The sequence below is a fragment of the Azohydromonas australica DSM 1124 genome, from assembly GCF_000430725.1.
Lineage (GTDB): Bacteria > Pseudomonadota > Gammaproteobacteria > Burkholderiales > Burkholderiaceae_C > Azohydromonas > Azohydromonas australica.
Map to the genome: position 1 here is coordinate 109,642 of NZ_KE387207.1, position 24,910 is coordinate 134,551.

22 protein-coding genes and 1 pseudogene are annotated in these 24,910 nt (G+C 71.6%); 6 read left to right on the forward strand and 17 right to left on the reverse strand.

All coding sequences use genetic code 11. The annotated features are described in order from the left end of the window. Positions 1 to 51 precede the first annotated feature (51 nt). From H537_RS0128045 to H537_RS0128060, 4 genes are all read left to right on the forward strand, one after another. Positions 52 to 858: a CbbQ/NirQ/NorQ/GpvN family protein gene (locus H537_RS0128045; RefSeq protein WP_029000506.1), complete on the forward strand. Its 807-nt coding sequence runs from the start codon at positions 52 to 54 to the stop codon at positions 856 to 858. 21 nt (positions 859 to 879) lie between these two features. Further along, positions 880 to 1,953 carry a 4Fe-4S binding protein gene (locus tag H537_RS0128050; protein ID WP_238446827.1) on the forward strand — a complete coding sequence of 358 codons (1,074 nt, stop codon included), beginning with the start codon at positions 880 to 882 and terminating at the stop codon, positions 1,951 to 1,953. A 46-nt stretch (positions 1,954 to 1,999) separates the two neighbouring features. After that, positions 2,000 to 3,862 carry a nitric oxide reductase activation protein NorD gene (locus H537_RS0128055; RefSeq protein WP_029000508.1) on the forward strand — a complete coding sequence of 621 codons (1,863 nt, stop codon included), beginning with the start codon at positions 2,000 to 2,002 and terminating at the stop codon, positions 3,860 to 3,862. 155 nt (positions 3,863 to 4,017) lie between these two features. Beyond that, on the forward strand, positions 4,018 to 4,710 hold the full coding sequence (locus H537_RS0128060; RefSeq protein ID WP_029000509.1) for a Crp/Fnr family transcriptional regulator: 693 nt from the start codon (positions 4,018 to 4,020) through the stop codon (positions 4,708 to 4,710). A 41-nt stretch (positions 4,711 to 4,751) separates the two neighbouring features. Here the strand turns inward: H537_RS0128060 and H537_RS0128065 are convergent, their stop codons facing one another. From H537_RS0128065 to H537_RS0128100, 9 genes and pseudogenes are all read right to left on the reverse strand, one after another. Beyond that, entirely contained in the window at positions 4,752 to 6,338 is a 1,587-nt protein-coding gene (locus H537_RS0128065) for a nitrite reductase (RefSeq protein WP_051243479.1), read from the reverse strand. 59 nt (positions 6,339 to 6,397) lie between these two features. Further along, positions 6,398 to 7,624, reverse strand: coding sequence for a heme d1 biosynthesis radical SAM protein NirJ (gene nirJ, locus H537_RS0128070; RefSeq protein ID WP_029000511.1), 1,227 nt, complete (start codon positions 7,622 to 7,624; stop codon positions 6,398 to 6,400). 2 nt (positions 7,625 to 7,626) lie between these two features. Beyond that, a complete protein-coding gene (gene ahbB, locus H537_RS55135) occupies positions 7,627 to 8,109 on the reverse strand; it encodes a siroheme decarboxylase subunit beta (protein ID WP_211235100.1) in 483 nt (160 codons plus the stop codon). Between the two features lie 165 nt (positions 8,110 to 8,274). Continuing rightward, positions 8,275 to 8,709 (reverse strand): annotated as a pseudogene (locus tag H537_RS56595) (Lrp/AsnC family transcriptional regulator); the annotation flags it as partial. Beyond that, positions 8,702 to 9,688 (reverse strand): siroheme decarboxylase subunit beta, encoded by a 987-nt coding sequence (ahbB, locus tag H537_RS0128080; RefSeq protein WP_029000513.1) that lies wholly within the window; start codon positions 9,686 to 9,688, stop codon positions 8,702 to 8,704. The gene ahbB (H537_RS0128080) and the pseudogene H537_RS56595, both read right to left, overlap by 8 nt. Next, positions 9,685 to 10,893: a cytochrome D1 domain-containing protein gene (locus H537_RS0128085; RefSeq protein ID WP_029000514.1), complete on the reverse strand. Its 1,209-nt coding sequence runs from the start codon at positions 10,891 to 10,893 to the stop codon at positions 9,685 to 9,687. Before H537_RS0128085 ends, ahbB (H537_RS0128080) begins: the two co-directional genes overlap by 4 nt. Continuing rightward, positions 10,890 to 11,219, reverse strand: coding sequence for a c-type cytochrome (locus H537_RS0128090; RefSeq protein WP_029000515.1), 330 nt, complete (start codon positions 11,217 to 11,219; stop codon positions 10,890 to 10,892). Before H537_RS0128090 ends, H537_RS0128085 begins: the two co-directional genes overlap by 4 nt. Positions 11,220 to 11,229: 10 nt before the next feature. Continuing rightward, a complete protein-coding gene (locus H537_RS0128095) occupies positions 11,230 to 11,544 on the reverse strand; it encodes a c-type cytochrome (protein WP_029000516.1) in 315 nt (104 codons plus the stop codon). Positions 11,545 to 11,646: 102 nt separating this feature from the next. Continuing rightward, the gene (locus H537_RS0128100; RefSeq protein ID WP_029000517.1) at positions 11,647 to 13,383 is read right to left on the reverse strand and encodes a nitrite reductase; all 1,737 of its coding nucleotides are present in this window, start codon (positions 13,381 to 13,383) and stop codon (positions 11,647 to 11,649) included. Positions 13,384 to 13,533: 150 nt separating this feature from the next. On the opposite strand from H537_RS0128100, the gene cobA reads away from it, so the two are divergent. After that, entirely contained in the window at positions 13,534 to 14,364 is an 831-nt protein-coding gene (gene cobA, locus H537_RS45970; protein ID WP_051243389.1) for a uroporphyrinogen-III C-methyltransferase, read from the forward strand. Positions 14,365 to 14,467: 103 nt separating this feature from the next. On the opposite strand, the gene H537_RS0128110 is transcribed toward cobA, so the two are convergent. From H537_RS0128110 to ppk1, 5 genes are all read right to left on the reverse strand, one after another. Further along, positions 14,468 to 16,684 (reverse strand): PhoX family protein, encoded by a 2,217-nt coding sequence (locus H537_RS0128110; protein WP_043460367.1) that lies wholly within the window; start codon positions 16,682 to 16,684, stop codon positions 14,468 to 14,470. Positions 16,685 to 16,806: 122 nt separating this feature from the next. After that, positions 16,807 to 17,637, reverse strand: a complete 831-nt coding sequence (locus H537_RS45975) for a PPK2 family polyphosphate kinase (protein WP_051243391.1) — start codon at positions 17,635 to 17,637, stop codon at positions 16,807 to 16,809. 25 nt (positions 17,638 to 17,662) lie between these two features. Next, a complete protein-coding gene (locus H537_RS0128120; RefSeq protein WP_029000519.1) occupies positions 17,663 to 18,190 on the reverse strand; it encodes a hypothetical protein in 528 nt (175 codons plus the stop codon). Between the two features lie 119 nt (positions 18,191 to 18,309). After that, positions 18,310 to 18,774, reverse strand: a complete 465-nt coding sequence (sixA, locus tag H537_RS0128125; protein ID WP_029000520.1) for a phosphohistidine phosphatase SixA — start codon at positions 18,772 to 18,774, stop codon at positions 18,310 to 18,312. A gap of 6 nt (positions 18,775 to 18,780) precedes the next feature. Continuing rightward, the gene (ppk1, locus tag H537_RS0128130) at positions 18,781 to 20,925 is read right to left on the reverse strand and encodes a polyphosphate kinase 1 (RefSeq protein WP_084150994.1); all 2,145 of its coding nucleotides are present in this window, start codon (positions 20,923 to 20,925) and stop codon (positions 18,781 to 18,783) included. A 248-nt stretch (positions 20,926 to 21,173) separates the two neighbouring features. Between ppk1 and H537_RS49785 the strand changes: the two genes are divergently transcribed. Next, on the forward strand, positions 21,174 to 21,935 hold the full coding sequence (locus H537_RS49785) for a winged helix-turn-helix transcriptional regulator (protein WP_156901988.1): 762 nt from the start codon (positions 21,174 to 21,176) through the stop codon (positions 21,933 to 21,935). Between the two features lie 56 nt (positions 21,936 to 21,991). Here H537_RS49785 and H537_RS0128140 read toward each other — a convergent pair whose 3' ends face one another. The 3 genes from H537_RS0128140 to H537_RS45985 form a co-directional block, all read right to left on the reverse strand. Continuing rightward, complete coding sequence (locus H537_RS0128140; protein WP_029000523.1) at positions 21,992 to 22,972, reverse strand: sulfite exporter TauE/SafE family protein; 981 nt, start codon at positions 22,970 to 22,972, stop codon at positions 21,992 to 21,994. A 126-nt stretch (positions 22,973 to 23,098) separates the two neighbouring features. Next, on the reverse strand, positions 23,099 to 24,460 hold the full coding sequence (gene phoR, locus H537_RS0128145) for a phosphate regulon sensor histidine kinase PhoR (RefSeq protein ID WP_043460369.1): 1,362 nt from the start codon (positions 24,458 to 24,460) through the stop codon (positions 23,099 to 23,101). 4 nt (positions 24,461 to 24,464) lie between these two features. Continuing rightward, on the reverse strand, positions 24,465 to 24,910 hold a 446-nt coding region (locus H537_RS45985; RefSeq protein ID WP_043460467.1), incomplete at its 5' end, for a winged helix-turn-helix domain-containing protein.

Below are 24,910 nucleotides of genomic sequence, written 5' to 3' on the forward strand. Positions count from 1 at the left end.
CCCGATGCCTCAGGACGTACCTTCCCCACAACGCACACAGGACAACGCCCCATGGAACTCGCATCCGCCAGGCAAGTCGCCGCCGTGCCCTTCTACATGGCGCAGGCGGCCGAATGCGGCCTCTTCGAGCACGCGTTCCGCGAGCGGCTGCCGCTGCTGATCAAGGGCCCCACGGGCTGCGGCAAGACGCGCTTCGTGGAGCACATGGCCGCACGGCTGGGCCGCCCGCTCATCACCGTGAGCTGCCACGACGACCTCAGCGCCGCCGACCTCGTGGGCCGCCACCTCATCGGCGACGGCGACACGGTCTGGTGCGACGGCCCGCTCACCCGCGCCGTGCGCCAGGGCGCGATCTGCTACCTCGACGAGGTCGTGGAAGCGCGCAAGGACACCACCGTGGTGCTGCACCCGCTGGCCGACGACCGCCGCGTGCTGCCCATCGAGCGCACCGGCGAGATGCTGCAGGCCGCGCCCGGCTTCATGCTCGTCATCAGCTACAACCCCGGCTACCAGAACCTGCTCAAGAGCCTCAAGCCCAGCACGCGCCAGCGCTTCGTGGCGCTGAACTTCGGCTACCCGGTGGCCGAGGTCGAGCAGCGCATCGTGGAGGCCGAGGCCGAGGCGCCGCCGCAGCTCGCCGCCACGCTGGTGCGCCTGGCGCAGGCGCTGCGCCGGCTCACCGACCACGACCTGGAGGAGACTGTCAGCACCCGGCTGCTGGTGGTGGCCGCGCGCCTGGTGCGCTCCGGGCTGCCGCTGGCCACGGCCTGCCAGGCCGCGATCGTGGACGCGCTCACCGACGACGCCGAGACGGCGGCGGCGCTGGCGGAGCTGACGGGCGCCGTCATCGGCGGCTGAGTTTCCCTGGGCAGTACCACCATGGCTTTCGAAGGTCCGCCGCCGGGGCGTGAAGACAGCGGCGGCACGGGTGGCGGCAACGCGCCCGCCCCGCGCCGCAAGATGACGGTGCGCAAGCCGACGGCTTCATCCTCGTCCCCCTCGTGGCCGACCGTGCGCAACGCGCACCGCCTGCAGCGCCGGCGGCACTGGATGCAGGCCGGCTTCTTCGCCTTCTTCGTGCTGGCGCCGGCGCTGAACCTGCTGCGCTTCGACCTCAACGAGACCCAGCTCTGGGTGCTGGGCATGCGCTGGTCGCTGGGCATCGACGCCTTCACGGCCGGGCAGATCACGGCGCCGCAGGTGGCGCTGAATTTCCTGCTGCGCGCGGTGCTGCCGGCGGTTCTGCTGGTGGGCGGCTTCCTGGCCGTGGCCTGGCGCTGGGGGCGCCTGTGGTGCGGCTGGCTGTGCCCGCACTTCTCGGCGGTGGAGCTGGTGAACGACCTGCTGCACCGCGCCTGCGCCAAGTTCAGCCTCTGGGACCGCCATGCCACGCCGCGCAGCGACCGGCCGGCTCGGAAGCGCTGGTGGCCGCTGTTCGCGCTGTCGTGCCTGATCCTGGGCTTCACCTGGGCCGTGACGCTGCTGAGCTACCTGCTGCCGCCGGCGGAGATCTGGGGCAACCTGGTGCACGGCACGCCCACGCCGAACCAGGCGAAGTTCCTGCTCATCGGCACGACCGTGTTCACGCTGGAATTCGCCTTCGCGCGGCACCTGTTCTGCCGTTTCGGCTGCGCGGTGGGGCTGTTCCAGAGCCTGGCATGGATGGCCAACCCGCGCGGCATGGTGGTGGCCTTCAGCCGCGACCGCGCGCGCGACTGCCGCGGCTGCGAGACCGTGAAGTCGCCCTCCGGCAGCGCCTGCGACAACGCCTGCCCGATGCGGCTGCACCCGCGCAACATCAAGCGAATGATGTTCTCCTGCGTGCAGTGCGGACGCTGCCTGACGGAGTGCGACGTGTCGCAGACGCCGAAGGACAACGAGCCGCTGCTGAGCTGGGAGGAAGGCGAGGCAGCACGGCGCGAGACGGAGCGGCAGAAGCGGGAGGAGCGGTGATGCAACGGCGCTGCTCCCCCACCGGACCTGATTCCGAGGACAAGCCATGGAAGAACTCGTAGGCGCCTGGTGGCACCGCGCCGTGACGCGCGTGGCCGACCGCTCGCATCCCGAAGCCGCCGTCGAGCTGCCGCAGGTGCAGCGCGCCATCGGCATGTTGTTTCGCGGCGCCGGCGGCGCCGCGGCCGTGCGCATCGCGCCGGCCACCGAGCGCCGCAGCGGCGGGCCGCGCGGCTGGCTGCAGCGCATCGCGGGCGCCGGCGAGCGCGCCGCGCTGCCGCGGCTGGAGCACGAGGTGCTGGCGCTGCCGCCGAGCATCGCCGTGTTCCCCGACACCGCCCTCAACCGCGACCTGTACCTGTGGCTGGCGGCGCTGTCGGCCGGCATGGACGAGGCCGCGGCCGATCCGCTCGCCGCGGGCGCGGGCTGGATCGCGCTGAACCTGGCTGCCGGGCGCCTCGCCTTGCAGCGCTTCCCCGGGCTGCGCGAGCGCCACGCGCGGCTGGTCCAGGCGCACCTGGCGCAGCGCCCGAACCCGCAGCGGCTCAAGGGCCGTGCCGCCGAGGCCGAGGCCGCCGTGCAGGCCGCGCTGCGCGCCTCGCTGCAAGCCGATGCCGACCTGCCCCTGCCCGGCGTCGAGGTGCGCCCCGACGAGGTCGCGCCGCTGTGGCTGTGGGTCGAGCACGCGCCCGGGGCGGCGCCCCTGCCTGCGCGGCCGGACGCCGCCATGCCCGAAGGCGGCGAGAAGCGCGCGCCCGGCGTGACGGACAAGAAGCGCCGCGCCGCGCAGCGGACCAGCGACGACCGCGACGGCAACCCCTTCCTGCTGGTGTTCCGCGCCGAGGCGCTGCTGTCGTGGAGCGAGCACGTCAAGGTCAACCGCGGCGACGACGACAGCGACGACGGCAACGCGCTGGACGCGGCCAACGACATGGAGAAGCTCTCCATCGCCCCCGACGGCCAGACGCTGGCGGCGCGGGTGAAGTTCGACCTGGACCTGCCCAGCGCCAGCGCCGACGACCTGCCGCTGGGGCCGGGCCTGCAGCTGCCGGAATGGGACTACAAGGCCGGCGTGCTGCGCCCTGCGCATTGCGCGGTGCAGACCTTCGTGGCGCGCCCCGGCGAGGCCTTCGTGCCGCCGCCGGCGCTCAAGGCCACGGCGCGGCGCGTGCGCCGGCGCCTGGAGCTGCTGCGCGCGGCGCCGCGCTGGCAGCGCGGCGAGGTGTCCGGGGATGAGCTGGACCTGGACGCCTGGGTGCGGCTGCAGTCCGACGCCGGCCCGCGCAGCGAGGCGCCCGCGGTGCACGCGCGCCGCGTGAAGTCCGAGCGCAGCCTGGCCACGCTGCTGCTGGCGGACCTGTCGCTGTCCACCGACGCCTACGCCACCAACGACGCGCGCGTGATCGACGTCATCCGCGACGCGCTGTTCGTGTTCGGCGAGGCGCTGTCGGCCAGCGGCGACGCCTTCGAGATGCTGGGCTTCAGCTCGGTGCGGCGCCAGCACGTGCGCATGCAGCACCTCAAGGGCTTCGACGAGGCCTGGGGCGCGGGCCCGCGTGCCCGCGTGGGGGCCGTCAAGCCCGGCTACTACACGCGCATGGGCGCGGCGATCCGGCTGGCGACGTTGCGGCTGCAGCATCGCGGCGAGCGGCAGCGCCTGCTGCTGCTGCTCACCGACGGCAAGCCCAACGACCTGGACCAGTACGAGGGCCGCTACGGCCTGGAGGACACGCGCCACGCGGTGCAGGCCGCGCGCGCGGCGGGGCTGGTGCCCTTCTGCGTGAGCATCGACGACCAGGGCCATGACTACCTGCCCCTGCTCTTCGGCAGCAAGGGCTACGCGCAGGTGCACCGCGCCACGGAGCTGGTGGGCCGGCTGGCGCAGGTGTACGCGACGCTGACGCGCTGACGCGCTGACGCGCTGACCCGGCGCGGCTGGGGGCGACACCAAGGCCTTGGGCTCGGCGCACCGGCGCGGCGTGGCCTCGGATTGACTGACATCAAGCACCAAATCGGGGCTTGCAACCACACTCCCCCGTCCAGAACAAGAGGAGACCTTTGCCCATGGACCTGCGCCAGTTCGACACCCCGCGCTATCTCTCGGTGCTGCCGCTGTTCAACGCGCTGCAGCCCGTGGAGTTGCAGCGCCTGGCAGAAGGTTGCGTGCTGCAGCGCTACGCGCGCGGCGAGGCCGTCTACCGCACGGGCGAGCCCTGCGAGGCCTTCCACGTGGTCGTCACCGGGCAGGTGAAGCTGCACGCCATCTCGCCCGCGGGGCAGGAGAAGGTGATCGAGCTGGTCGGCCCGGGCAACAGCTTCGGCGAGGCCCTGGTGTTCACGGACAAGCCCTGCGTGGTCAACGCCACGGCGGTGACGGACTCGCTGCTGCTGGGCGTGCGCAAGGAAACCATGTTCAGCGAGATCTCGCGCGAGCCGCGCTTCGCGCTGCGCATGCTCGCGGGCATGTCGCGGCGGCTGCACGGGCTCATCCACGACGTGGAGTCCTACGCCCTGCACAGCGGGCTGCAGCGCGTCATCGGCTACCTGCTGCGCGAGCAGTCGGGCGAAGGCGGCGAAGGTGGCTGCACCGTGTCGCTGCCGGTGAGCAAGGCGACCATCGCCTCGCGGCTGTCCATCACGCCGGAGTACTTCTCGCGCGTGCTGGGCGAGCTCGAAAGCGCAGGGCTGATCGAGGTGGACAAGCGCGACATCCGCATCCTGGACACCTCGCGGCTGGCGCGCTATCCGATGCAGTGAGACCGCGGGTGGGGTCGGGCTTTCTCGCCCGGCCCTTGCCCTCAATGCGAGGTCCCCTCCGACCGCGTGATCTTGTTCCACACGTTGTACTTGCCCACCGGCTTGCTCATGGGCAGGCGCTTGACCTCCTTGAGCGTGCGCGCGTCGTAGACCACCAGCGCACCGTCCATCTCCCACACGCTCACCAGCGCGTAGCGGCCGTCCTTGGTGAACTCGGTGTGCGCCAGCGTGCGCCCGGGCTCGCGGATCTGCGCCGCCACCTGCAGCGTGCGCTTGTCGATGAGCGTGAGCGTGTCCTTGGCGCCGGGGCTCATCATCGAGTCGGTCCAGGCGTAGGGCGTGCTCTCGTGGCTGCGCATGAAGAAGCCCGGGCCCGGCGTGGCGATGCTGCGCAGCGGCTTCCAGGTCTTCATGTCGATCACGTCGATGGCGCCGCCCTGCAGGTTCGGGCTCGCCAGCACCGTGGTGCCTTCCCACGCGAACGTGATGCCCGAGCCCAGGTGCGGCATGCCGGCAATCGGCAGCTCGGCGATCTTCTTGCGGATGTCCAGGTTCACCACCTGCGCCGTGGGCACCGGCGCCGCGGCGGCGCCCGAAGCGGCTGAGGCGGCTGAGGCGGCCGCGACCGGCGCCTTGGGCCGCGTCGCGCCCAGCGCATGCCGGTAGCTCTGGTCGAAGAAGAAGTCGTCCAGCGGCTCGTCCAGCAGCGTGCGGCGGATGCCGAAGGTGCCCGGCTTGGCGATGCCCTCGCCCATCTTGTAGTCGTGCACGTAGCCGTCGAAGATCGGCGCGGCCTTGGGGTCGTAGCTAATCTCCCACAGCTCCGGCAGGTCCTTGAGCGCCACCACGAAGCTCTTGCGCGGCGCGGCGTCGTAGACGGCCGACACGCGCGAGCTGCTCTTGCCGTCCAGCGTCGTGGCGGCGTAGCTCTTGACCAGGTGGAGGTCGGCATCGAACAGCGCCAGCGTGTGCGGCAGGTAGTTCGCGGCCATCACCCACTGGCCGTCGCCGCTCACGGCCACGTTGCGCATGTTCAGCCCGGCGCGCACCTCGGCCACCACCTGCAGGTTCCACAGGTCGTACTTGGTGATCCAGCCGTCGCGCGAGCCGAAGTAGACGAAGCGTCCGTCGGGGCTGAACTTCGGGCCGCCGTGCAGCGCGAAGCGCGAGGCGAAGCGGTGGATGACCTCGAAGCGGTCGCCGTCCACCAGCGAGACGTGGTGGTCGCCGCCCTCCACCACCACGAACAGGTTCATGGGGTCGGCCTTCCACAGCGGCTTGTTCGGCAGTTCCTTCGCCTTGGGCGTCTCGGTGCGCGAGGCGCGGATGTCCGCGTCGGCCCACGTGGGCGCGGGCGACACCGGCGCGTAGATCCACTGAGCCAGGGCCTGGATGTCCTCGGCGCCCAGCTGTTCCTTGAAGGCCGGCATCTGCGTCGCGGCGCGGCCGTGGGTGATGACCTGCTTCGCTTCGGCGGGCTTCAGCCGCTCCAGGCTCTGCGGCAGCAGCGCCGGGCCCATGCCGCCCAGGCGCTGCTCGCCGTGGCAGGCGGCGCAGTGCTCCTTGTAGAGCGCGGCGGCGCGGGCCGTCGTGTCGGCGCCTTGCGCGTGCGCGAGGTCCACGCCCATGGCGACCAGGCCTGCGGCCACGGCCACGCGCCAGGCGGTGCTGAGCCAGGCGGTGTCCATCACGCGGCCCTCACGGTGATGGTGCGCGGCCGGTGCCTGAAAGGCGTGATCTCGATGCGCTGCGACGGCGCCTGCAGCCCGATCTCGGCATCCTCCAGGTAGCAGCCCGGGTCCTCGGCCCACGGGTCGCCGGTGAGCTGCTGCGCGCGCACGCGCGTGTTGCCGCCGCAGATGGGCAGGTGCCGGCAGTCGGCGCAGCGCCCCGTCACGGCGCGCGGCTGCTGCTTGAGGCCCGCCATCAGCGGGTCGGAGAGGTCGTTCCAGATGGCCGAGAAGGGCCGCTCGCGCACGCTGCCCAGGTCGTGGTGCCACCACATGGTGTCCGGGTGCACGTGGCCGAGGTTGTCGATGTTGGCCACGTTCAGGCCCGAGGCGTTGCCGCCCCACTGGCGCAGGTGCGCTTCGAGCTGCGGCGCCCAGTGCGGCAGGTGGCGCTGCGCCCACATCAGCAGGTAGGGGCCGTCGGCGTCGTTGTTGCCGGTGACGTACTCCTCGCAGCCGCCGCGGCGGGCATCTTCCCAGGCGCGGTCGAACAGCAGGTCCAGCGCCTCGCGCGTGGCGGTGAAGCGCGCGTCGCGCCCGCGGTGGATGTTGCCGCGCCCGGCGTAGTTCAAGTGCGAGAAGTAGAACTTCGGGATGCCCTCGGCGCGCATGAGCTCCAGCAGCGGGCGCAGGTCGCCGGCGTTCATGTCGGTCATGGTGTAGCGCAGGCCCACGCGCACGCCGCGGTCGCGCAGCAGCCGCACGGCCTTCAGGCTGCGGTCGAAGGCGCCTTCCAGGCGGCGGAAGCGGTCGTGCACGGCGCCGATGCCGTCCAGGCTGATGCCCACGTAGTCGAAGCCGACCTCGGCGATCTGGTCCGCCAGTGCGGTGTCGATGAGCGTGCCGTTGGTGGACAGCCCCGCGTAGAAGCCCATCGCGCCCGCGCGGCGGCCGATGTCCAGGATGTCCGGCCGCAGCAGCGGCTCGCCGCCGGAGAGGATCAGCACCGGCACGCCGAAGGCCCTCAGGTCGTCCATGACGCCGTAGACCTCGCCCGTGTCCAGCTCGCCGGTGTAGGCGTGGTCGGCCGAGAGCGCGTAGCAGTGCTTGCAGGTCAGGTTGCAGCGGCGGATGAGGTTCCAGATCACCACCGGCCCGCGCGGCTTGCGGCTGCGCGTGTCGGGGTAGGTGCCGGTGCGCTCGGCCTGCGCCAGCGCGTGCATGTAGTGGGAGATGCGGAACATGGTCAGACCCCCTGCGGGTGCAGGCGCAGCCCGGTCTTCTTGAGCACCGCGCTGCTGAAGAGGATGTCGTGCGAGCGGCAGGCCGGGCCCAGCAGCTCCGCGATGGCGCGCGCCTGCGCGTGCACCGCCTCGCGCGAGCGGCCGTGCAGCATCGCGAACAGGTTGTAGGGCCACTCGGGCGCATGGCGCGGGCGGCGGTAGCAGTGGCTCACGCCGGGCAGGCGGCCCACGGCCTCGCCCAGCGCGTCGACCTGCGCGTCGTCCACGTCCCACACGCTCATGCCGTTGGCGGTGAAGCCCAGCCGGACGTGGTGCGGCACGGCGCCGATGCGCCGGATCACGCCGCGCGCGAGCAGGTCCTCCAGCGTCAGCCGCACCGTGAGCGCGTCGGCACCGACCACGGCGCCCACGGCTTCATAGGGGCGTTCCACCAGCGGCAGCCCGCTTTGCGTGGCGGCCACCAGCGTGCGCTCGAAGTCGCTCAGCGGCTGCGCCCCGCCGGGACGCGGGCCGAGGCGCGGCGGGGCCTTGGGCAGCGGCGCGTCCTCGCCGCCGGCCGCCGCGCGCAGCGGCAGGCGCAGCTCCACGTGGTACTCGCGTTCCTTGGGGAAGGCCCAGACCTTGAGCGCCGTGGCCTGGGCGATGCGCCCCAGCGCCGCCTGCGCCCCTTCGGGCGTCTCGGCCGCGACCACGAACCACATGTTGAGCGCGTGCTCGCGCCGGTAGTTGTGCGCCACCTCGGGCATGGTCTGCAGCAGCGCCGCCACCTGGCCGAAGTCGGCTTCGGGCACGGCCATGGCGGCCAGCACGAACAGGCCGCCGGCGCGCTCGATCTGGTAGAGCGGCCCGAAGCGCGAGAGCAGCCCGCGCGCCAGCAGCCGGTGCAGCCGCTCGATGACCTGCGTCTCGCCCATCTCCAGGCGGCGGCCGATCTCGGCGAAGGGCCGCTCGGAGAGCGGGAAGCCGCCGTGCAGCGTCTCCATCAGCACCGCGTCGGCCATGCTCAGCAGCGGCGCCGGCGCGCCGGGCGCGCGGCCATCGTCGCCGGCACAGGCGGTCGCGGAGGGTTTCCTGGAATCAGGCATGTTGCAGCTCCCGCGGCGCGTCGAAGTAGCGCGCGCCGCGCTGGGTGAAACGGCGCCGGCTGAAGAGCACGGCGCGGGGCACGGCCAGCAGGTCCACCGCCGTGGCGGCGGCCTCCACCTGCGCCAGCACTTGGTTGCGCTCGCGGCCGTGCACCATGGCGAAAAGGTTGTAGCGCCAGCCCGTGTCGCGCTGGCGCCGGTAGCACAGGGTCACGCCCGGCTGCTGCGCCAGCAGCGCGCCGGCGGCATCGACCCGGTCGTCGGCCACGTCGAACACGCACATCGCGTTCTGGTCGAAGCCCAGCTCGTGGTGGCGCACCACCACGCCGAAGCGGCGCAGCGTGCCCCGCTCTTGCCAGCCCTGCAGCGTGGCGAGCACCGCCCCGGTGGAGCGGCCGAGCTGCGCGGCCCACGCGGCGTAGGGCTCGTCCACCAGCGGCAGGCCTTCGCCGGCCAGCGCGGCCAGCGCCCGGTCGGCCTCGGCCACTGGGGCCGCGGCGCGCGAGTGGCCCGGCGCCGCGCGGCGGCGGCGCGCATCGAGCAGGTCGAAACCCAGGTCGATGCGGTAGGGGCGCAGCATGGGCAGGCGCAGCGCGCGCAGCCCCGTGGCGGCGTCCAGCGCGTCGATGCCCGCGTGCACCGCGGCGCGGTCGCAGCCGGTCATCACGAACCACAGGTTGAAGGCGTGCTCGCGCTCGTAGTTGTGGTTGACGCCCGGATGCGCCGAGACGGTGGCGGCGACGGCCTCCAGCCGTTCCGGCAGGGTCGCGTAGGCGCACAGCGCCGCCGCGCCGCCGGCACCGGCGGCGAACACGCCGCCGATGCGGCTGAGGCTGCCGGCCGCCTGCAGCGCGCGGTACTGCCGCAGCACCTCGGCGCCGTCGCAGCCCAGCTCGCGGCCGATCAGGTCGAAGGGGCGCGCCAGCAGCGGAAAGCCGTGCTGCCAGTCGTTGAGCAGGCGCAGGTGGTGGCCGCTCACAGGCCCACCCTCGCGGCGCGGCTGGTGAAGAAGATGCCGCTGGGCGCTTCCAGCGGCAGCTGCGCCAGCGTCTGGAAACCGTCGGTGGCGATCACGGACACCCGGTTGGCGTCGCGCGAGCTGATCCACACCGCCTCGCCGCGCGGCGTGAACTCCATGTGCAGCACGGCCTCGCCCGGCTCCAGCGTGCGCACCACGCGGCGCGAGGGCGTGTCGATGACCTGCACGCGGCTGTAGTCGGGCACGGCGAAGTTGACCCACACCTGGCGCCCGTCGGGGCGCGCCATGGCGAACACCGGCTGCCCGGCCACGGGGATGCGGTCCACCTCGGCCCAGGTCTCGGTGTCCACCACCAGCACCTCGTGGCGGCCGATGGCGGGCAGGTAGGCGTGGCGCCCGGCCACGGCCCAGCCGCGCAGGTGCGGCATCTTGAACACCGGCAGCGGCGCCTGGCCGCGGCCGTAGCCGGCGAGGATGCGGCGCGCGCGCGGCTGCTCGTCCCACAGGTCGATCAGCGCCAGGCCGTCCTCGCCGAACAGCCCGGCGATGTAGTGGCGGCCGTTGGGCGTGACCAGCGCGTCGTAGGGCTGCTTGCCGATGTCGCGGAACTTGGTCAGCTTGGGCACCCCGGGCTGGCTCAGGTCGGCGATCCAGATCTCGCCCGCGTCGAAGAGCGCGTAGATGAAGCGGTGGCCCGGCAGGTCGGCCAGTCCCACCACGCGCGAGGCCTTGCCGTCGGCGCCGATGGCGGGGAGGTCGGCGACGAGTTCCAGCGTGCGGGCGTCGAAGACCTTGATGCCGCCGGGCTGGTAGTTCTGGGCCGCAACCAGGCGGCCGTCCTGCGAGATGGCGCCGCCGATGGAGTTGCCGGCCTGCATCACGCGGCCGGTGATGCGGCGCTGCAGCAGGTCCACGCGGCTGAGCGCGCCGTCGCGGCCGAAGACGAAGGCGCTGGCGGCGTCGCGAGAGAACACGACCGAGGCATGCGACAGGTCGCCCAGCCCTTCCACCTCGGCCAGCACGCGCGGCTGGCTGGTGTTGACGATGGCCAGCTTGCCGGTGGCGCGCTCGACCACCACGCCCAGGTCGCCCGTTCCGGTGCTGATCGCAGGCGTCGTCGCAAAGGGCGTGCTGGCGCAGCCGGCCAGGCCCAGCAGCGCGGCGCTGCCGGCGGCGGACTGCAGCCACTGGCGGCGGTTGATCATTGGCTTTCCTCCGGCACGCCCGCGAGCAGCAGGCGGGCGAGCCATTGCGCCTCGTCGGCGCTCATGAACGAGCTCCACGGCGGCATGGGCGTGCCGGGCCGGCCGTGGTAGATGGTGGCGGCCAGGCTCTCCAGCGGCATGTCCGCCAGCGCCTGGCGCGTGAGGGCGGGACCGAGCCCGCCGGTGAGCCGCATGCCGTGGCAGGAGCCGCAGTCCTGGCGCAGCAGGCGCTGCAGCTGCGCCTGGCGCGCGGGGGACACTTCCTGCGCCCAGGCACCGGCGCAGGCCAGTGCGAGTCCAAGGGCGGCCAGCAGCGGCTTGGTCATGGCGAGCGGCTCAGGACTTGAGGATCTGCTCGACCGCGGCCTTGAGGTCGCCGTCGCTGATCTTGTCCGCGTTGTGGGCGGGCATGGGGATGGGGCCGAAGCTGCCCGAGCCGCCCTTGCGCACCTTGTCCATCAACTGCGCGGTGGCGTCCTGGCCCTTGTACTTGGCGGCCACTTCCTTGAAGGCGGGGCCCACGAGCTTCTTGTCCTTGGCATGGCAGGCCATGCAGCCGGCCTTGTTCATGGCGGCGTCGGCATCGGCGAAGGCGGGCGCCGACAGCAGCGCGGCGGTGGCCGCCGCGGTGGCGATGAGCAGGGATTTCATGGTGAGTTCCTTGGTCGGGCCGCAGCCCTCTGCCCTGCTCCTCTCCCGCCTTGCGGGCGGGGCAGGAGCCGGGGATCAGGTTGCGGCGTCAACGGCGACGGCTCAGTAGACGTCGTGCTGGGTGTTGTGGATGTTGAAGTGGCCCGTGGGCGTGACCAGGCGCGGATCCTTGATCACGGCCTTGAGCTTGAGCGTCTTGTCGTCCACGACCACCAGCGCGCTCTGCTTGTCCTTGGCGGACCACACCGAGAACCAGACCTCGTCGCCGGCCTTGTTGTACTCGGGCTGCACCACGCGCATGGCGCCGCCGTCCTTCATGCCCGCCCACTCGGCGATGGGCAGCACGGTGAAGCCCTTGTCGAGGTTCTTGATGTCGTACACCGCCACCGACTGCGACATCTTCGGGTCCGGGTTGAGCGGCGTGTCGACGTACAGGTGCTGCGAGTTCGGGTGGCTCTTGAGGAAGAGGTTGCCGCCGCCCTGGCCCTTGAGCGTCTGCACCACCTTGAAGGCCTGCGCCTTGTGCTTGACGGGGTCGGTGCCGATCAGGGAGATGGTCTCGTCGCCCAGGTGGCCCGTGGCCCACACGGGGCCGAACTTCGGGTGCACGAAGTTGGCGCCGCGGCCCGGGTGCGGGATCTTGCCCACGTCCACCAGCGCGGCGAGCTTGTCTTCCTTGGCGTCGATCACGCCGATCTTGTTGGACTGGTTGGCCGCCACCATGAAGTAGCGCTTGGAGGCGTCCCAGCCGCCGTCGTGCAGGAAGCGGGCGTTGGCGACCTCGGTGACCTTTAGGGCGTCGAGGTTGGAGTAGTCCACCATCAGCGTCTTGCCGGTTTCCTTGACGTTGACGATGAACTCAGGCTTGAAGTGCGAGGCCACGATCGAGGCCACGCGCGGCTCGGGGTGGTACTCCTGCTTGTCCACGGTCATGCCGCGGGTGCCCATGATCTTGAGCGGCTCCAGCGTGTCGCCCTTCATGATCACGTACTGGGGCGGCCAGTAGGCGCCGGCGATGGCGAGCTTGTCGGTGAAGTCGCCGTCCTTGCCCTTGTACTTGCTGGTGTCCACCGAGCGGGCTTCCAGGCCGATGCGGATCTCGGCCACGTTGTCGGGCTTGGCCATCCACAGGTCGATCATGTTGACGCGGCCGTCGCGCCCGATCACGTACAGGAATCGTCCCGAGGCCGAGGTGCGCGAGATGTGCACCGCGTAGCCGGTCTTGACGACGTTGATGATCTGCTTGGTGTCGCCGTCGATCAGCGCCACCTCGCCGGCGTCGCGCAGCGTGGTGGAGAAGATGTTGGCGATGTTGTAGTTGTTCTCCTTCTTCGTCGGACGCTTCTCGGGCGGGATCAGCACCTTCCAGGTGCCCTTCATCTCGGCCATGCCCCACTCCGGCGGCTGCGGAGGGTCCTGCTGGATGTAGCGGGCCATGAGGTCGACTTCCTGGTCGTTGAACTCGCCCGACGTCAGCCAGTTGGGCATGCCCGCGGCGGAGCCGTAGGCGATGAAGACCTTGAGGTAGTCGGTGCCCTTGGCCAGGGTGATGTCGGGCGTCAGCGGCTTGCCGGTGGCGCCCTTGCGCAGCACGCCGTGGCAGCCGGCGCAGCGCTCGAAGTAGATCTTGCGCGCCTTGTCGAACTCGGCCTGCGTCATCGGCGGGGCCTTGGGGTTCGTGCTTTGGTACATGGGCTCGCTGCCCACCGGGGAGCCGCCGGCCTGGTAGCCGACTTCGGGCGGCGACACGTGCGCCTTGGGCTCCTCGGCATGGGCTTGCAGCGCCACGGCCGCGATGAACGCCGCGGTGGCCAGGGGGGTGAGTCTGTGGAAGTTCATGTGTTTTCTCCGACTGGTGCAGCGTTCTTGCTGTGCCGGGGGCGATGCTCCGCCTGCCCCTGCGGGCCGTCCTTGAACTGGTTTAAGGACGGCTTCGCTGCTTGTGGGGACCATGAAGGCCAACACAACCGACATGAGCCGGAGACCCCCATGAGCGTCCTCGATGAACCGCTGTACTTCGGCCCCGTGCCCAGCGTGGCGTCGGCGCCGCGCGCGGCCCGCGTGACGCTCGTCGGTGCCGGCCCGGGCGACCCGGAGCTGCTGACGGTGCGCGCGGAGCGCGCGCTGCGCCGGGCCTCGCTCGTGCTGTACGACCACCTGGTGTCGCGCGACGTGCTGCGCCTGGTGCCCGAAGGGGCCGACCTGATCTACGTGGGCAAGGAGAGCGCGCACCACACGCTGCCGCAGGAGGACATCTGCACGCTGATGATCCGGCTCGCGCGCAGCGGGCGCGCGCTGGTGCGGCTCAAGGGCGGCGACCCCTTCATCTTCGGCCGCGGCGGCGAGGAGGCGCAGGCGCTGGCCGCTGTGGGTGTGCCCTTCGAGGTGGTGCCGGGCATCAGCGCCGCGCAGGCCGCGGCGGCCGAGGCCGGCATGCCGCTGACGCACCGCGACCACGCGGCCTCGGTGGTGCTGGCCACCGGCCACCGCCGCAGCGAGGCCGGCGTGCTGGACATGGACTGGGCCGCGCTGGCGCGCCCGCGCCAGACGGTGGTGATCTACATGGGCGTCTCGACGCTGCCGTCCATCTGCGCGCAGCTCACCGCGCACGGCCTGCCGGCCGACACACCCGCGGCGCTGGTGGAGCGCGCCTCGCAGCCCGACAGCCGCCGCGTGGTGGGCACGCTGCAGACGCTGCCGGGGCTGGCCACGCTGCACAGCGTGCGCGCGCCGGCGCTGCTGATCGTGGGCGGGGTGGTGACGCTGCATGCCGCGCTGGCTGCGCCGGGGTGCGGGCTGGCGGCGCAGGTCGGCGGCTGAAAGGAACAATGCCCGCTGGCGCGGGCATTGTCGGAAGCGGTGGGCTCAGCGGCGGCCGCCAGGGCGCGGCGCCGCCGGCCCGGTCACTGGCTGCCGCTCAGGCTCACACCCCCACCGTCCCGCCGTCCGTGCGCGTGACCACCACCGTGGCCGAGCGCGGGCGCCTGGTCGAGGCGGCGTTGGCCTGGCTGTCCGGCCAGTGGCTGGTGGGCGCGGTGAGGCTGCCGTCCTCGCCCGGGTGCTGCACGTTGACGAACAGCGTGCGCCCGTCGGGCGTGACGGCGATGCCGGTGATCTCGCACTCCACCGGGCCGACCAGGAAGCGCCGCACCGTGTCCGGCGTGGCGTTGGCGCCCTTGACGGTGGCGGTGCCGCCCGCGGCGGTGGCCGCGCCGCCGTCGCCCACCTGCCCCGGCACGGCGGCCAGCATCATGCAGTTGGTCACGTCGGTGTAGGCGCCGTCGTCGGTCTGGATCCACAGCAGGCCGCGCGGGTCGAAGTACAGGCCGTCGGGGCTGGAGAAGTCGTTGACGGCGGTGAGGCCCGAGAGGTTCACGTCCGCCGGGGCATCGGCCTGGGCGCCGAAGAGGTAGACGTCCCAGTTGAAGCTCGTGGCCGCGACGCTGCCGCCGGCCTCGCGCCAGCGCACGATGTGGCCGTTCGGGTTGCCCTTGTTGACCGCCGTCGTGCCGTCGGCCTTGGTGTAGCTGTCCTCGTAGTAGCGCGGGTTGGCGGCGTCGGGCTTGAGCTGGCTGCTGCTGGTGGCCGTGGCCGTCGGCGCGATGCGGTTGCTGTTGTTGGTCAGCGTCATGTAGGCCTCGCCGTTGCGCGGGTTCACCGCGCCCCACTCCGGGCGGTCCATCATCGTCGCGGCCACGGCGTCACCGGCCAGGCGCGCATGCGTCACCACGTCGGCCTGGTCCGCGAAGCTGTACTTGGCGTAGCCCTTGATGGCCGGGTTGTCGATGGACAGCTCGATCCACTGACCGCTGCCGTCGGCGTTGAACTTCGCCACGTACAGCTTGCCGTCGTCGAGGTACTTGGCGCCCGCGGCCACGCCGCCACCCACGTCCTTCGCGTCCCACAGGGCCTTGGAGACGTACTTGTAGATGTACTCGTTGCGCGAGTCGTCGCCCATGTAGATCACGATGGGCTGGCCCGCCACGGCCGGCGCCGGCCAGGCGCCCTCGTGGTTGAAGCGGCCCAGCGCGGTGCGCTTGACGGGCGCGGACTCGGGGTTGAAGGGGTCGATCTCCACCACCCAGCCGAAGGTGTTGAAGACGTTGCGGTAGTCCTCCGCGGCGGCGGCGCCGGTGACCGAGGAGGTCCAGCGCGCAAACAGGTCGTCGCTGCCGGCGGTGTCCCAGAGGTAGGGGCTGCGGCGGTTCTCGGGCAGGCCGTAGCGGGTCAGCGCGGTGACCTCCTTGGCGCTGCGCTTGGCGTTGTCACCCGCGGCGCGCGCCAGCACGTTGAGGTAGTTCTCCTCGCAGGTAAGGTACGTGCCCCAGGGCGTGTAGCCGTTGGCGCAGTTGTTGTTGGTGCCGCGGGTCTTCACGCCCGTGGGCGAGAACTTCGTCACCAGCAGCGCGCTGCCGCGGACCGGGCCGGCGATGTCCATCTCTGTGGCCGAGGTGATGCGGCGGTTGAAGCGCGAGCCGCGCACCATGCTCATGGCCGTGCCGCTGCTGCCACGCTTGACCTCGCACACGCTCACGCCGTGGGCGTAGATCTCCTTCTCGACCTCGGCGGCCACGGTGCGCACGTTGTTGACGATGGTGCGGCCGTTGGCATGCAGCGCGTAGGGTCCGACCACGTACTCGTGGTTCACGCACAGCAGGCCGCGGTCGGAGCGGTCGGCCTGGTAGGCACCGGCCTCGGACAGGCCGAAGTAGTACATGCCGTCGTGGCCGTCGCCGATGCGGCGGTTGTAGGAGGCGGCGCTCTCGCTGCCGTCGTCCTTCCACGAGGCCATGTCGTCGCCGTAGTGCAGCGGATCGCCCAGCGCGTGCAGGATGCTCACCTGGTAGCCCGCGGGCACGGTGACGAGGTCCTTCTTGTTCTTGTCCACGGCGGTGAAGGCCAGGCTCAGCGCCTGCGAGGTGGCCGTGCCGCTGGTGCCGTCGTCGCCGCCGCCGCAGGCCGACAGCGCGGAAGTGCCCAGCAGCGCGCCGGCGGCAACGCCCACGTAGCCCTTGAGTGCCTGGCGCCGGCTCAGCCGCGCGGCCAGCAGCTCGTTCATGTGCGGATTGGCGCCGGGATTGACGATCTCGTTGTCGTCGTAACCATTGGGCTCGTCGGCGGGCGTGATGCTGTGGTTCATTGGAGAACGCGGTTGTTCGTGGAAAACCACCGCATTCTTGGAAGGCTTCATGTCGCCGCCGTGACAGCTTCATGGCAGTTGCATGAAAGCCGGCGCGGCGCCCGCCGGCGCCGCGTCCCGCGTCACTCGATGCGCAGCCCCTTCAGCGCCGGGTCGCCCGGCGGGAAGCGAAGATCGAGCCCCTGCAGCGTGCGCTCCAGCAGCGTGGCGATCATCAGGTTGCGGTGCGTCTTGGAGTTGGCCGGCACCACGGTCCACGGCGCCCAGGGCGTGCCCGTGGCCGAGATCAGGTCGGCATAGGCGGCCTGGTAGTCGTCCCAGTGGCGGCGCGCTTCCACGTCCTCCATCAGGAACTTCCAGTGCTTGGCCGGATCGTCCAGCCGCGCCTGCAGCCGCTCCTGCTGCTCCTGCCTGGAGATGTGCAGCATGAACTTGCAGACCACGGTGCCGGTCTCGGTGAGCATGCGCTCGAAGTCGTTGATCTGCGCGAAGCGCTGCTTGACCTGTTGGGCGGTGATCTGGCCCTTGACTACCGGCACCAGCACGTCCTCGTAGTGGCTGCGGTTGAACACCGTGATCTCGCCCGCGGCGGGCACGCGCTGGTGGATGCGCCACAGGAAGTCGTGGGCGCGCTCGTCCTCGGTGGGCGCGCGCCAGGAGACGGCGTGCACGCCCAGCGGGCTCATGCGGCCGAAGACGTGGCGCAGCGTGCCGTCCTTGCCGGAGGCGTCCGTGCCCTGCAGCACCACCAGCAGCTTGTAGCGGCGGTCGGCCCAGAAGCGGTTCTGCAGCTCGTCCAGGCGCACGGCCAGCTGCTCCACCGCCGCCTTGTCCTGCGCCTTGTCGCCCTGGGAGTACGGCTTGGAGGACGGATCGATGCCCGAAAGGTCGATCCGCGCCTTGGGATCGGCGTACACCAGGCCGTGCAGCCGCTTGTCATCGGACTTGCTCATGCCTGGCGCTCCCGCGTGGGTGCGGTCACAGCGACCGCAGGGGTTGCGCGCCCGCGCGGCGCAATGCGGCGACGGCGGCCTGCGCCCTCATCTCGTTCATCGGGTGCACGACCACCGCATGGGCGCCGCGCGACAGCGCCGCGCGCACCTTGCGGATGACGATGGCGTGGTCCGGGCGCAGCGTCAGCAGCCCGGCGACCAGGCCGCCGAAGAAGGTGCCCATCATCCCGAGAAAGCCCATGGCGAAGTAAGGCGAGTCGGCCACCGCGCGGATGTCCGCCGCGGCCAGCGCCAGCGCGACGGCCACGCCCAGCAGCGCACCCGCGGACATGAACAGGGCGTGACTGCGCAGCAGCGTGCGCCAGATGCCCCGCTGTTCCGGCTCCAGCTTGCGCCCGATGCGCTGGTCGCCAGGATGAATGACGGTGGTGTGCAGGCCCGGGGCCTGGCGCAGCGAGGCGGCGGCCTGCTCGGCGCTTTGCTCGTCGTCGAAGACGCCGGCCACCAGGGTCAGCGAATGTTCACCGAAGGGGCTCAATGGGGAGTTGTTCATGGCGGCAGCCTGTTTCGTGGGACACGATGCATCCATTGAGCGCCTTGCGCCGTTGCGCCGCCATCAAGCATTACCGCATTTGCCGGTCGGACTTCTCCTACAGTCGCGGCCCCCTCGGCTCAGAGCAGCGACGGCGACTGCACCGTCAGCAGCGTCACCTGCTGGCGGCCGTCCTTCTCCTTGCAGCGCAGCCACCAGATCGCGCCCTTGCGGATGCTCCAGGGCTGCGCCGTGCCCGCGAGCAGGTACGCCGCCGCCAGCCCCAGCGTGGGCTGGTGCCCCACCACCAGCACCGGCTCGCGCGCCTCGGGCCAGCGCGTCACGTCCAGCAGCGCGTCCACCGTGCCGTCCGGCGCCAGCGCCGCCACGGTCTTGAACTTGCGCTCCAGCGCCGCGGCCGTCTGCTGCGTGCGCACCGCCGGGCTCACCAGCACGCGCGTGGTGGCCGGCAGCACCTGGTTGAGCCAGTGCGCCATGCGCACGGCGTTGCGCTCGCCCTTGGGCGTGAGCGCGCGCGCGAGGTCGTCGGTCTCGCCCTCGCGCAGGTCATGCGCCTCGGCATGGCGCCACAGGATCAGGTCCATCTCGCTTCACCCCTGGTACAGGTTCATCAGCGCCGGCTGCGCCCCGATGCCCTCCGGCTCGGCCAGGCTGCGCCAACTGCCGTCGGACTGCAGTGCCCAGCTGTCACGCGTGTCGTACAGGTAGGGCACCAGGCATTCGTCGATGACGCGCTGGCGCAGCACGACGTCGCGCATCGGCCACGCCACCTCGACGCGGCGCAGCATGTTGCGGCTCATCCAGTCGGCGCTGCTCAGATACAGCGCCTCGTCCTCGTCGGCGGGACCCCAGCGGAAGTAGAAGACGCGCGTGTGCTCCAGGAAGCGCCCCACCACCGAGCGCACGCGGATGTTGTCGCTCAGGCCCGGCACGCCCGGCGGCAGCATGCAGGCGCCGCGGATGATCAGGTCGATGCGCGCGCCGGCCCGGCTGGCCAGCACCAGCGCGTCGATGAGCAGCGGGTCGGTGAGCGCGTTGCACTTGACCACCACGCGCGCCGGCAGCCCGTGCAGCGCCGCCTGCGTCACCTGCACCAGGTGGTCCAGCATGGCCGCCTGCAGCGCGAAGGGCGCGGCCAGCAGCCGGTGCAGCTTGCCCAGCTCCACCTGGCCGGTGAGCTGCTGGAACACCGCGTCTGCGTCCGCCGTGAGCTCGGGATCGGCCGTCATGCAGCCCAGGTCCGTGTAGAGCCGTGCGGTGCGCGCGTTGTAGTTGCCGGTGGACAGGTGCGCGTAGCGGCGCAGCACGCCGTCCTCGCGCCGCCCGCCGGCGGTCTTGGCGCCCTCGCGCCGCGTCACCAGCAGCAGCTTGGCGTGGGTCTTGAGGCCCACGATGCCGTACACCACCTGCGCGCCCACGGCCTCCAGCCGCTCGGCCCAGTTGATGTTGGCCTCCTCGTCGAAGCGCGCCTTGAGCTCCACCACCACCGTGACTTCCTTGCCCCGGCGCGCGGCTTCGAGCAGCTGCTCCATCAGCACCGACTCCGTGCCGGTGCGGTAGATGGTCTGCTTGATGGCCAGCACGTCGGGGTCGGCCACCGCCTCGCGCAGGAACTGCACCACCGGCTCGAAGCTCTCGAAGGGATGGTGCAGCAGCACGTTGCCCTGCTGCAGCCGCTCGAAGATGGAGGTGCCCTGCGGCAGGCTCGCCGGCCAGGCCGGCTCCCACGGCGGAAAGCGCAGGCTGCGCGCGTCGGCCTGGTCGATCAGCTCCGTCAGCCGCACCAGGTTGACCGGGCCGTTGACGCGGTACAGCGCCCAGGGCTGCAGCTGGAACTGCTGCAGCAGGAACTGCACCAGCGTCTCGGAGCAGCTGTCCACCACCTCCAGCCGCACGGCTTGGCCGAAGTGGCGGGTGTAGAGCCCGCTGCGCAGGGCCTGGCGCAGGTTGGTGGCGTCGTCCTCGTCCACCTCCAGGTCGGAGTCGCGCGTGACGCGGAATTGCGAGAAGGCCAGCACCTGCCGCCCAGGGAACAGCTCGTCGAGGTGCGCACGGATCACGCTGCTCAGCAGCACGAAGGCCTGGCGCCCTTCCGACACCTCCTCGGGCAGCCGGATCACGCGCGGCAGCACGCGCGGCACCTTGACGATGGCGATGGCGTTCTCGCGGCCGAAGGCGTCGCGGCCACCGAGCTGCACGATGAAGTTCAGCGTCTTGTTGGCCACCGTCGGAAACGGGTGCGCCGGGTCCAGCCCCACGGGCACCAGCAGCGGCCGCACCTGCGACTCGAAGAAGCCCGCCACCCAGCGCCGCTGCGCCGCGTTGCGCTGGTGGTGCTGCACCACCCGCAGCCCTTCGCGCTCCAGCGCCGGCATCACCTCGTCGTTGAACACGGCGTACTGCTCGTTCACCAGCGCGCGCGCCTCGGCCGCGACGGCCTGCACCTCGCCCGTGGTCACCGCGGTGCCGGGCAGCCGCGCGGCTTCCATCACGTCGGCGAAGCGCACCTCGAAGAACTCGTCCAGGTTGGAAGACACGATCGTGACGTAGCGCAGCCGCTCCAGCAGCGGCACGTCCTCGCGCCGCGCCTGCGCCAGCACCCGGCGGTTGAAGGCCAGGATCGCCTTCTCGCGGTCGAGCATCACCAGGCCCGGCGCGGCAGCGGCGGCGGCTGTACCGCTCGGGATGGTCAACGAAGGCGCAGGGCCGGCCTCCGTGGATGAGAAATCGTTCATGGACAAGGACTCTATGAATCGATTGCGACAACTCTGTGACAAAGCGGGCGTGCCCTCCTGCTAAGCGAGTGCCGTGCGCCGTGGCATGCCCGGAAACAGCACCCCATGCGGCAAGCGGCCGGCCTTGTCCCCGCGGGCGCGGCGGCGGCGCGCGGGCCTGTCAAGAGACTGTCACATCGAGGCTTCACCATGGGCGGCCGTACCCGGTGGCTCATGCCTGCCGTGGCAGGCCTTTCACGCACATGTCCATGCCCATGCCCGGAACCGCCACAGTCCCCTCCCGCAGCGCCGTTCCCCGCTCGGTTCTCGTGATCATCGAGAACCCGGCCATTCGCCAGCTGGTCGGCTCGCACCTGCAGCATGCGCGGCTGCTGCCCATCCTCGCCGCCTCGGCGCAGGAGGGCCGCCAGCTCGCCAGCGAGGTGCGGCCGGACGCCGTGCTCGTGGATGCGGACTCACCCGCCTCCGCGGCCTGGCTCGATACCCCGGCGGACGAGGCGCAGGACGAGGAGACGCCCACGCTGGTGCTGTCCTCGCAGATGCCCGACGCCGATGCCGGGCAGCCCGGCGGCGCCCGGCGCCGGATGTGGATGCTCAAGCCCTTCGTGCCGCGCGAGGTGGTGCGCCGCCTGGGCGAGCAGCTCGGCCCGCGCGTGCCGGCCCCGCTGCCGCCGGAGAAGGCGACGCTGCGCCTGGGCCCGCTGGAGCTGGACACGCTGCGCCACGAGGTGCGCGTGGCGCGCGGCCACAAGACCGACGTGATCTCGCTGCCGCGCGCGGAGCTGGAGCTGCTGCGCTGCCTGATCGAGCACCAGGGGCGCGTGGTCAGCCGCGAGCAGATCATCGCCGCGACCTGGGGCCCCGACCACACGGTGGACGTGCGCACCGTGGACCAGAACATCAAGCGGTTGCGCCGTCACCTCGACGGCAGCCGCGGGCGCTCCATGATCCAGACCCAGCGCGGCTACGGGTACCGGCTCAACTTCGGGGCGCTGGGGGTGCAGGCATGAAATGAAAACGGCGCGGGAGCTCCCGCGCCGTCGTCCCGTTCCTCAGGGCTGCAAACTCAATGCAGCGCCTTGTAGATGTTGAAGGCGCTGATCAGCGTGATCAGCACGCCCACGACCGTCATCAGCGTGCGCGGCTTGAGGCTCTTGCACAGCAGCGCGGCCAGCGGCGCGGCGAACATGCCGCCGAACACCAGGCCCGCCACCATCAGCCACGTGGCGGGCTCGCCGGCCAGCAGGATGAAGGAGGTGGCGCTGGAAAGCGTCAGGAAGAACTCGGCAAAGTTCACCGAGCCGATGGTGGTGCGCGGGTCGCCGCCGGCGCCGATGAGGTTGCTGGTGACCACCGGACCCCAGCCGCCGCCGCCCGCGGCGTCCACGAAGCCGCCCACCAGGGCCAGCTTGCCCACGTGGCGCGGCTCCTGCTGCTTCTTGAACTTGCCGCGCCAGGCCTTGCGCAGGATGTACACGCCCATCAGCAGCAGGTAGGCCGAGATGAAGGGCTTCATCACCGCGCCGTCAAACTGCGTCACCAGCACCGCGCCCAGCACCGCGCCCAGGATGCCCGGCACCAGCAGGCGCAGGAACAGCGACTTGTTGACGTTGCCCAGCTTCACGTGCGAGATGCCCGACAGCCCGGTGGTGAACACCTCGGCGATGTGCACGCTCGCGCTGGCCGCCGCCGGCGTGGCGCCGGCCGTGAGCAGGAAGGTCGTGGCCGTGATGCCGTAAGCCATGCCCAGCGCGCCGTCCACCACCTGCGCCAGGAAGCCCACCGCCAGCGCGCTCCAGAAGGTGGGGTTCGACAGCGCGCCGCTGATCAGCTCCATGCCGCTGTGGCCGCCGTTGTCGCCGAAGAACAGCCGCCACACCACCGCCACCACCAGCGTCGCCAGCACCGCCACCGCCGCCCACATCGCCAGGCGCAGCACCGGGTGCTGGTCCGGGTGCGAAACGAGGTCTTCCACCGGCGGCAGCCCCGCCGCCTGGTGCTGCAGGTTGATCGGACTGGCGCTGAGGTCTAGGTCGCGAATTTTCATGATGTGGAAAGGTCAGTGCGATGGTTCGCGGCTTATGACTGACCTGTATAAGCAATCGCGCAAAGATACGCTGCAGTGCTTATGACCCAAAAGAAGATTTGCGAGCTTGAGTATGCGTTTTTGTACTTAAAGCCTCAGCGCCGTTGGCATGCTTGCAGCGCGTGACGGCGTTGGCGCTGCCGGCCGTATCCGGGCTGCCGGCAGCAGCAGCCTGAAGGTGGAGCCCTTGCCCGGGCTGCTGGTGATGCCCAGCTCGCCGCCGTGTCGGCTGAGCACGTGCTTGACGATGGACAGCCCCAGCCCGGTGCCGCCGGTCTCGCGCGAGCGGCTGCCGTCCACGCGGTAGAAGCGCTCGGCCAGCCGCGGCAGGTGCTCGCGCGCGATGCCGATGCCGCTGTCGCGCACGCTGATCTCCAGCCGGCCGTCGCCCAGCCGCTGCAGCTGCACGCTGATGCCGCCGCCCGGCGGCGTGTAGCGCACGGCGTTGCTCAGCAGGTTGGTGAGCGCGCTGTCGATCTCGCTTTCGCTGCCGGCCAGCTCCAGGCCCGCCCCGGGTGGGAACTCGATGGCGTGCTGCCCGGCCGAGAGCGAGCGCGTGCGCGCCTCGATCCGCTCCAGCAGCGCGTCCAGTCCGAACCAGCCGTCTGGCGCCGGGCGCGGGCTGCCCTCCAGGCGGGCCAGTGCCAGCAGGTCGTCCAGCAGCGAGCGCATGCGCGTGGTCTGCTGCGACATCAGCCCCAGCACGTGCCGGCGCTCGTCCTCGGACAGCGCCAGTGCCTGCATGGTCTCCACGAAGCCCGACAGCGCCGTCAGCGGCGTGCGGACCTCGTGCGAGACGTTGGCGACGAAGTCGCGCCGCATGGCCTCGTGGCGCTCGCGCTCGGTCACGTCCTGCGACAGCACCAGGCGCTCGTCGGGCCCGTAGCGGCGCACCAGCACCGACAGCGTCCCGGGGCGGCGCAGGTCCGACAGCAGCTGCGGCTGCAGCGGCGCGTCGGGTGCCTGCAGCAGGGCCACGAAGCCCGGCGCCCGCACCAGGTTCGTCACGCGCTGCCGGCGGTCGCGCTCGGGGTCCAGCCCGAAGTGGTCGGCCGCGGCCGGGTTGCACCAGGTGATGGCGTCCTCGCCGTCGAGCAGCAGCACGCCGTTGGGCGAGGCCTCGATGGCGCTGAGGAACTGCGCATGCGCCGCCCGCTCCTGCGCCAGCTGCTGCTCGCGCCGGCGCAGCGCGCGCTCCATGCAGTAGCCCAGCTCGCCCCAGAAGGCCGGGCCGCGCGGCGCGCCGCCCTCCTGGGCGCCGCTGAGCCAGCGCAGCAGGCGCTGCCCGCGCAGGGCGTCCAGCGAGGCCAGCAGCGTGACGCCCACGGCGCCGCCGAAGGCCAGGCCGGTCAGCGGCGCGCCCAGGTGGTTGCCCAGCAGCAGTCCGGTGGCCGAGCCCACGCCCCAGGACGCCAGTGCGCCCAGCGGGTGCCCCAGCAGATGGCGCATGCGCTCAGCCCGCTTCGGCCCACTGCGCCAAGCGGTAGCCGGCGCCGCGCACGGTCTCGATCAGCGCGGCGCACTCCACCGGCGCCAGCGCCTCGCGCAAGCGCTTGACGTGCACGTCCACCGTGCGCTCCTCGATGAACACGTGGTCGCCCCAGACGCGGTCCAGCAGCTGCGAGCGTGAGTGCACGCGCTGCGGATGCGCCATCAGGAAGTGCAGCAGCCGGAACTCCGTGGGCCCCACCTTCACGTCGCGCACGTTGCCTTCGAGCGTGCGCGTGACGCGGCGCGTGGCCGGGTCCAGCCGCAGCCCGGCGATCTCCAGCGCCGCCTCCAGCGCCTCGGGCGCGCGCCGGCGCAGCACGGCGCGCATGCGCGCCTGCAGCTCCTGCATGGAAAAGGGCTTCACGAGGTAGTCGTCCGCGCCGGCGTCCAGGCCGCCGACGCGGTCGG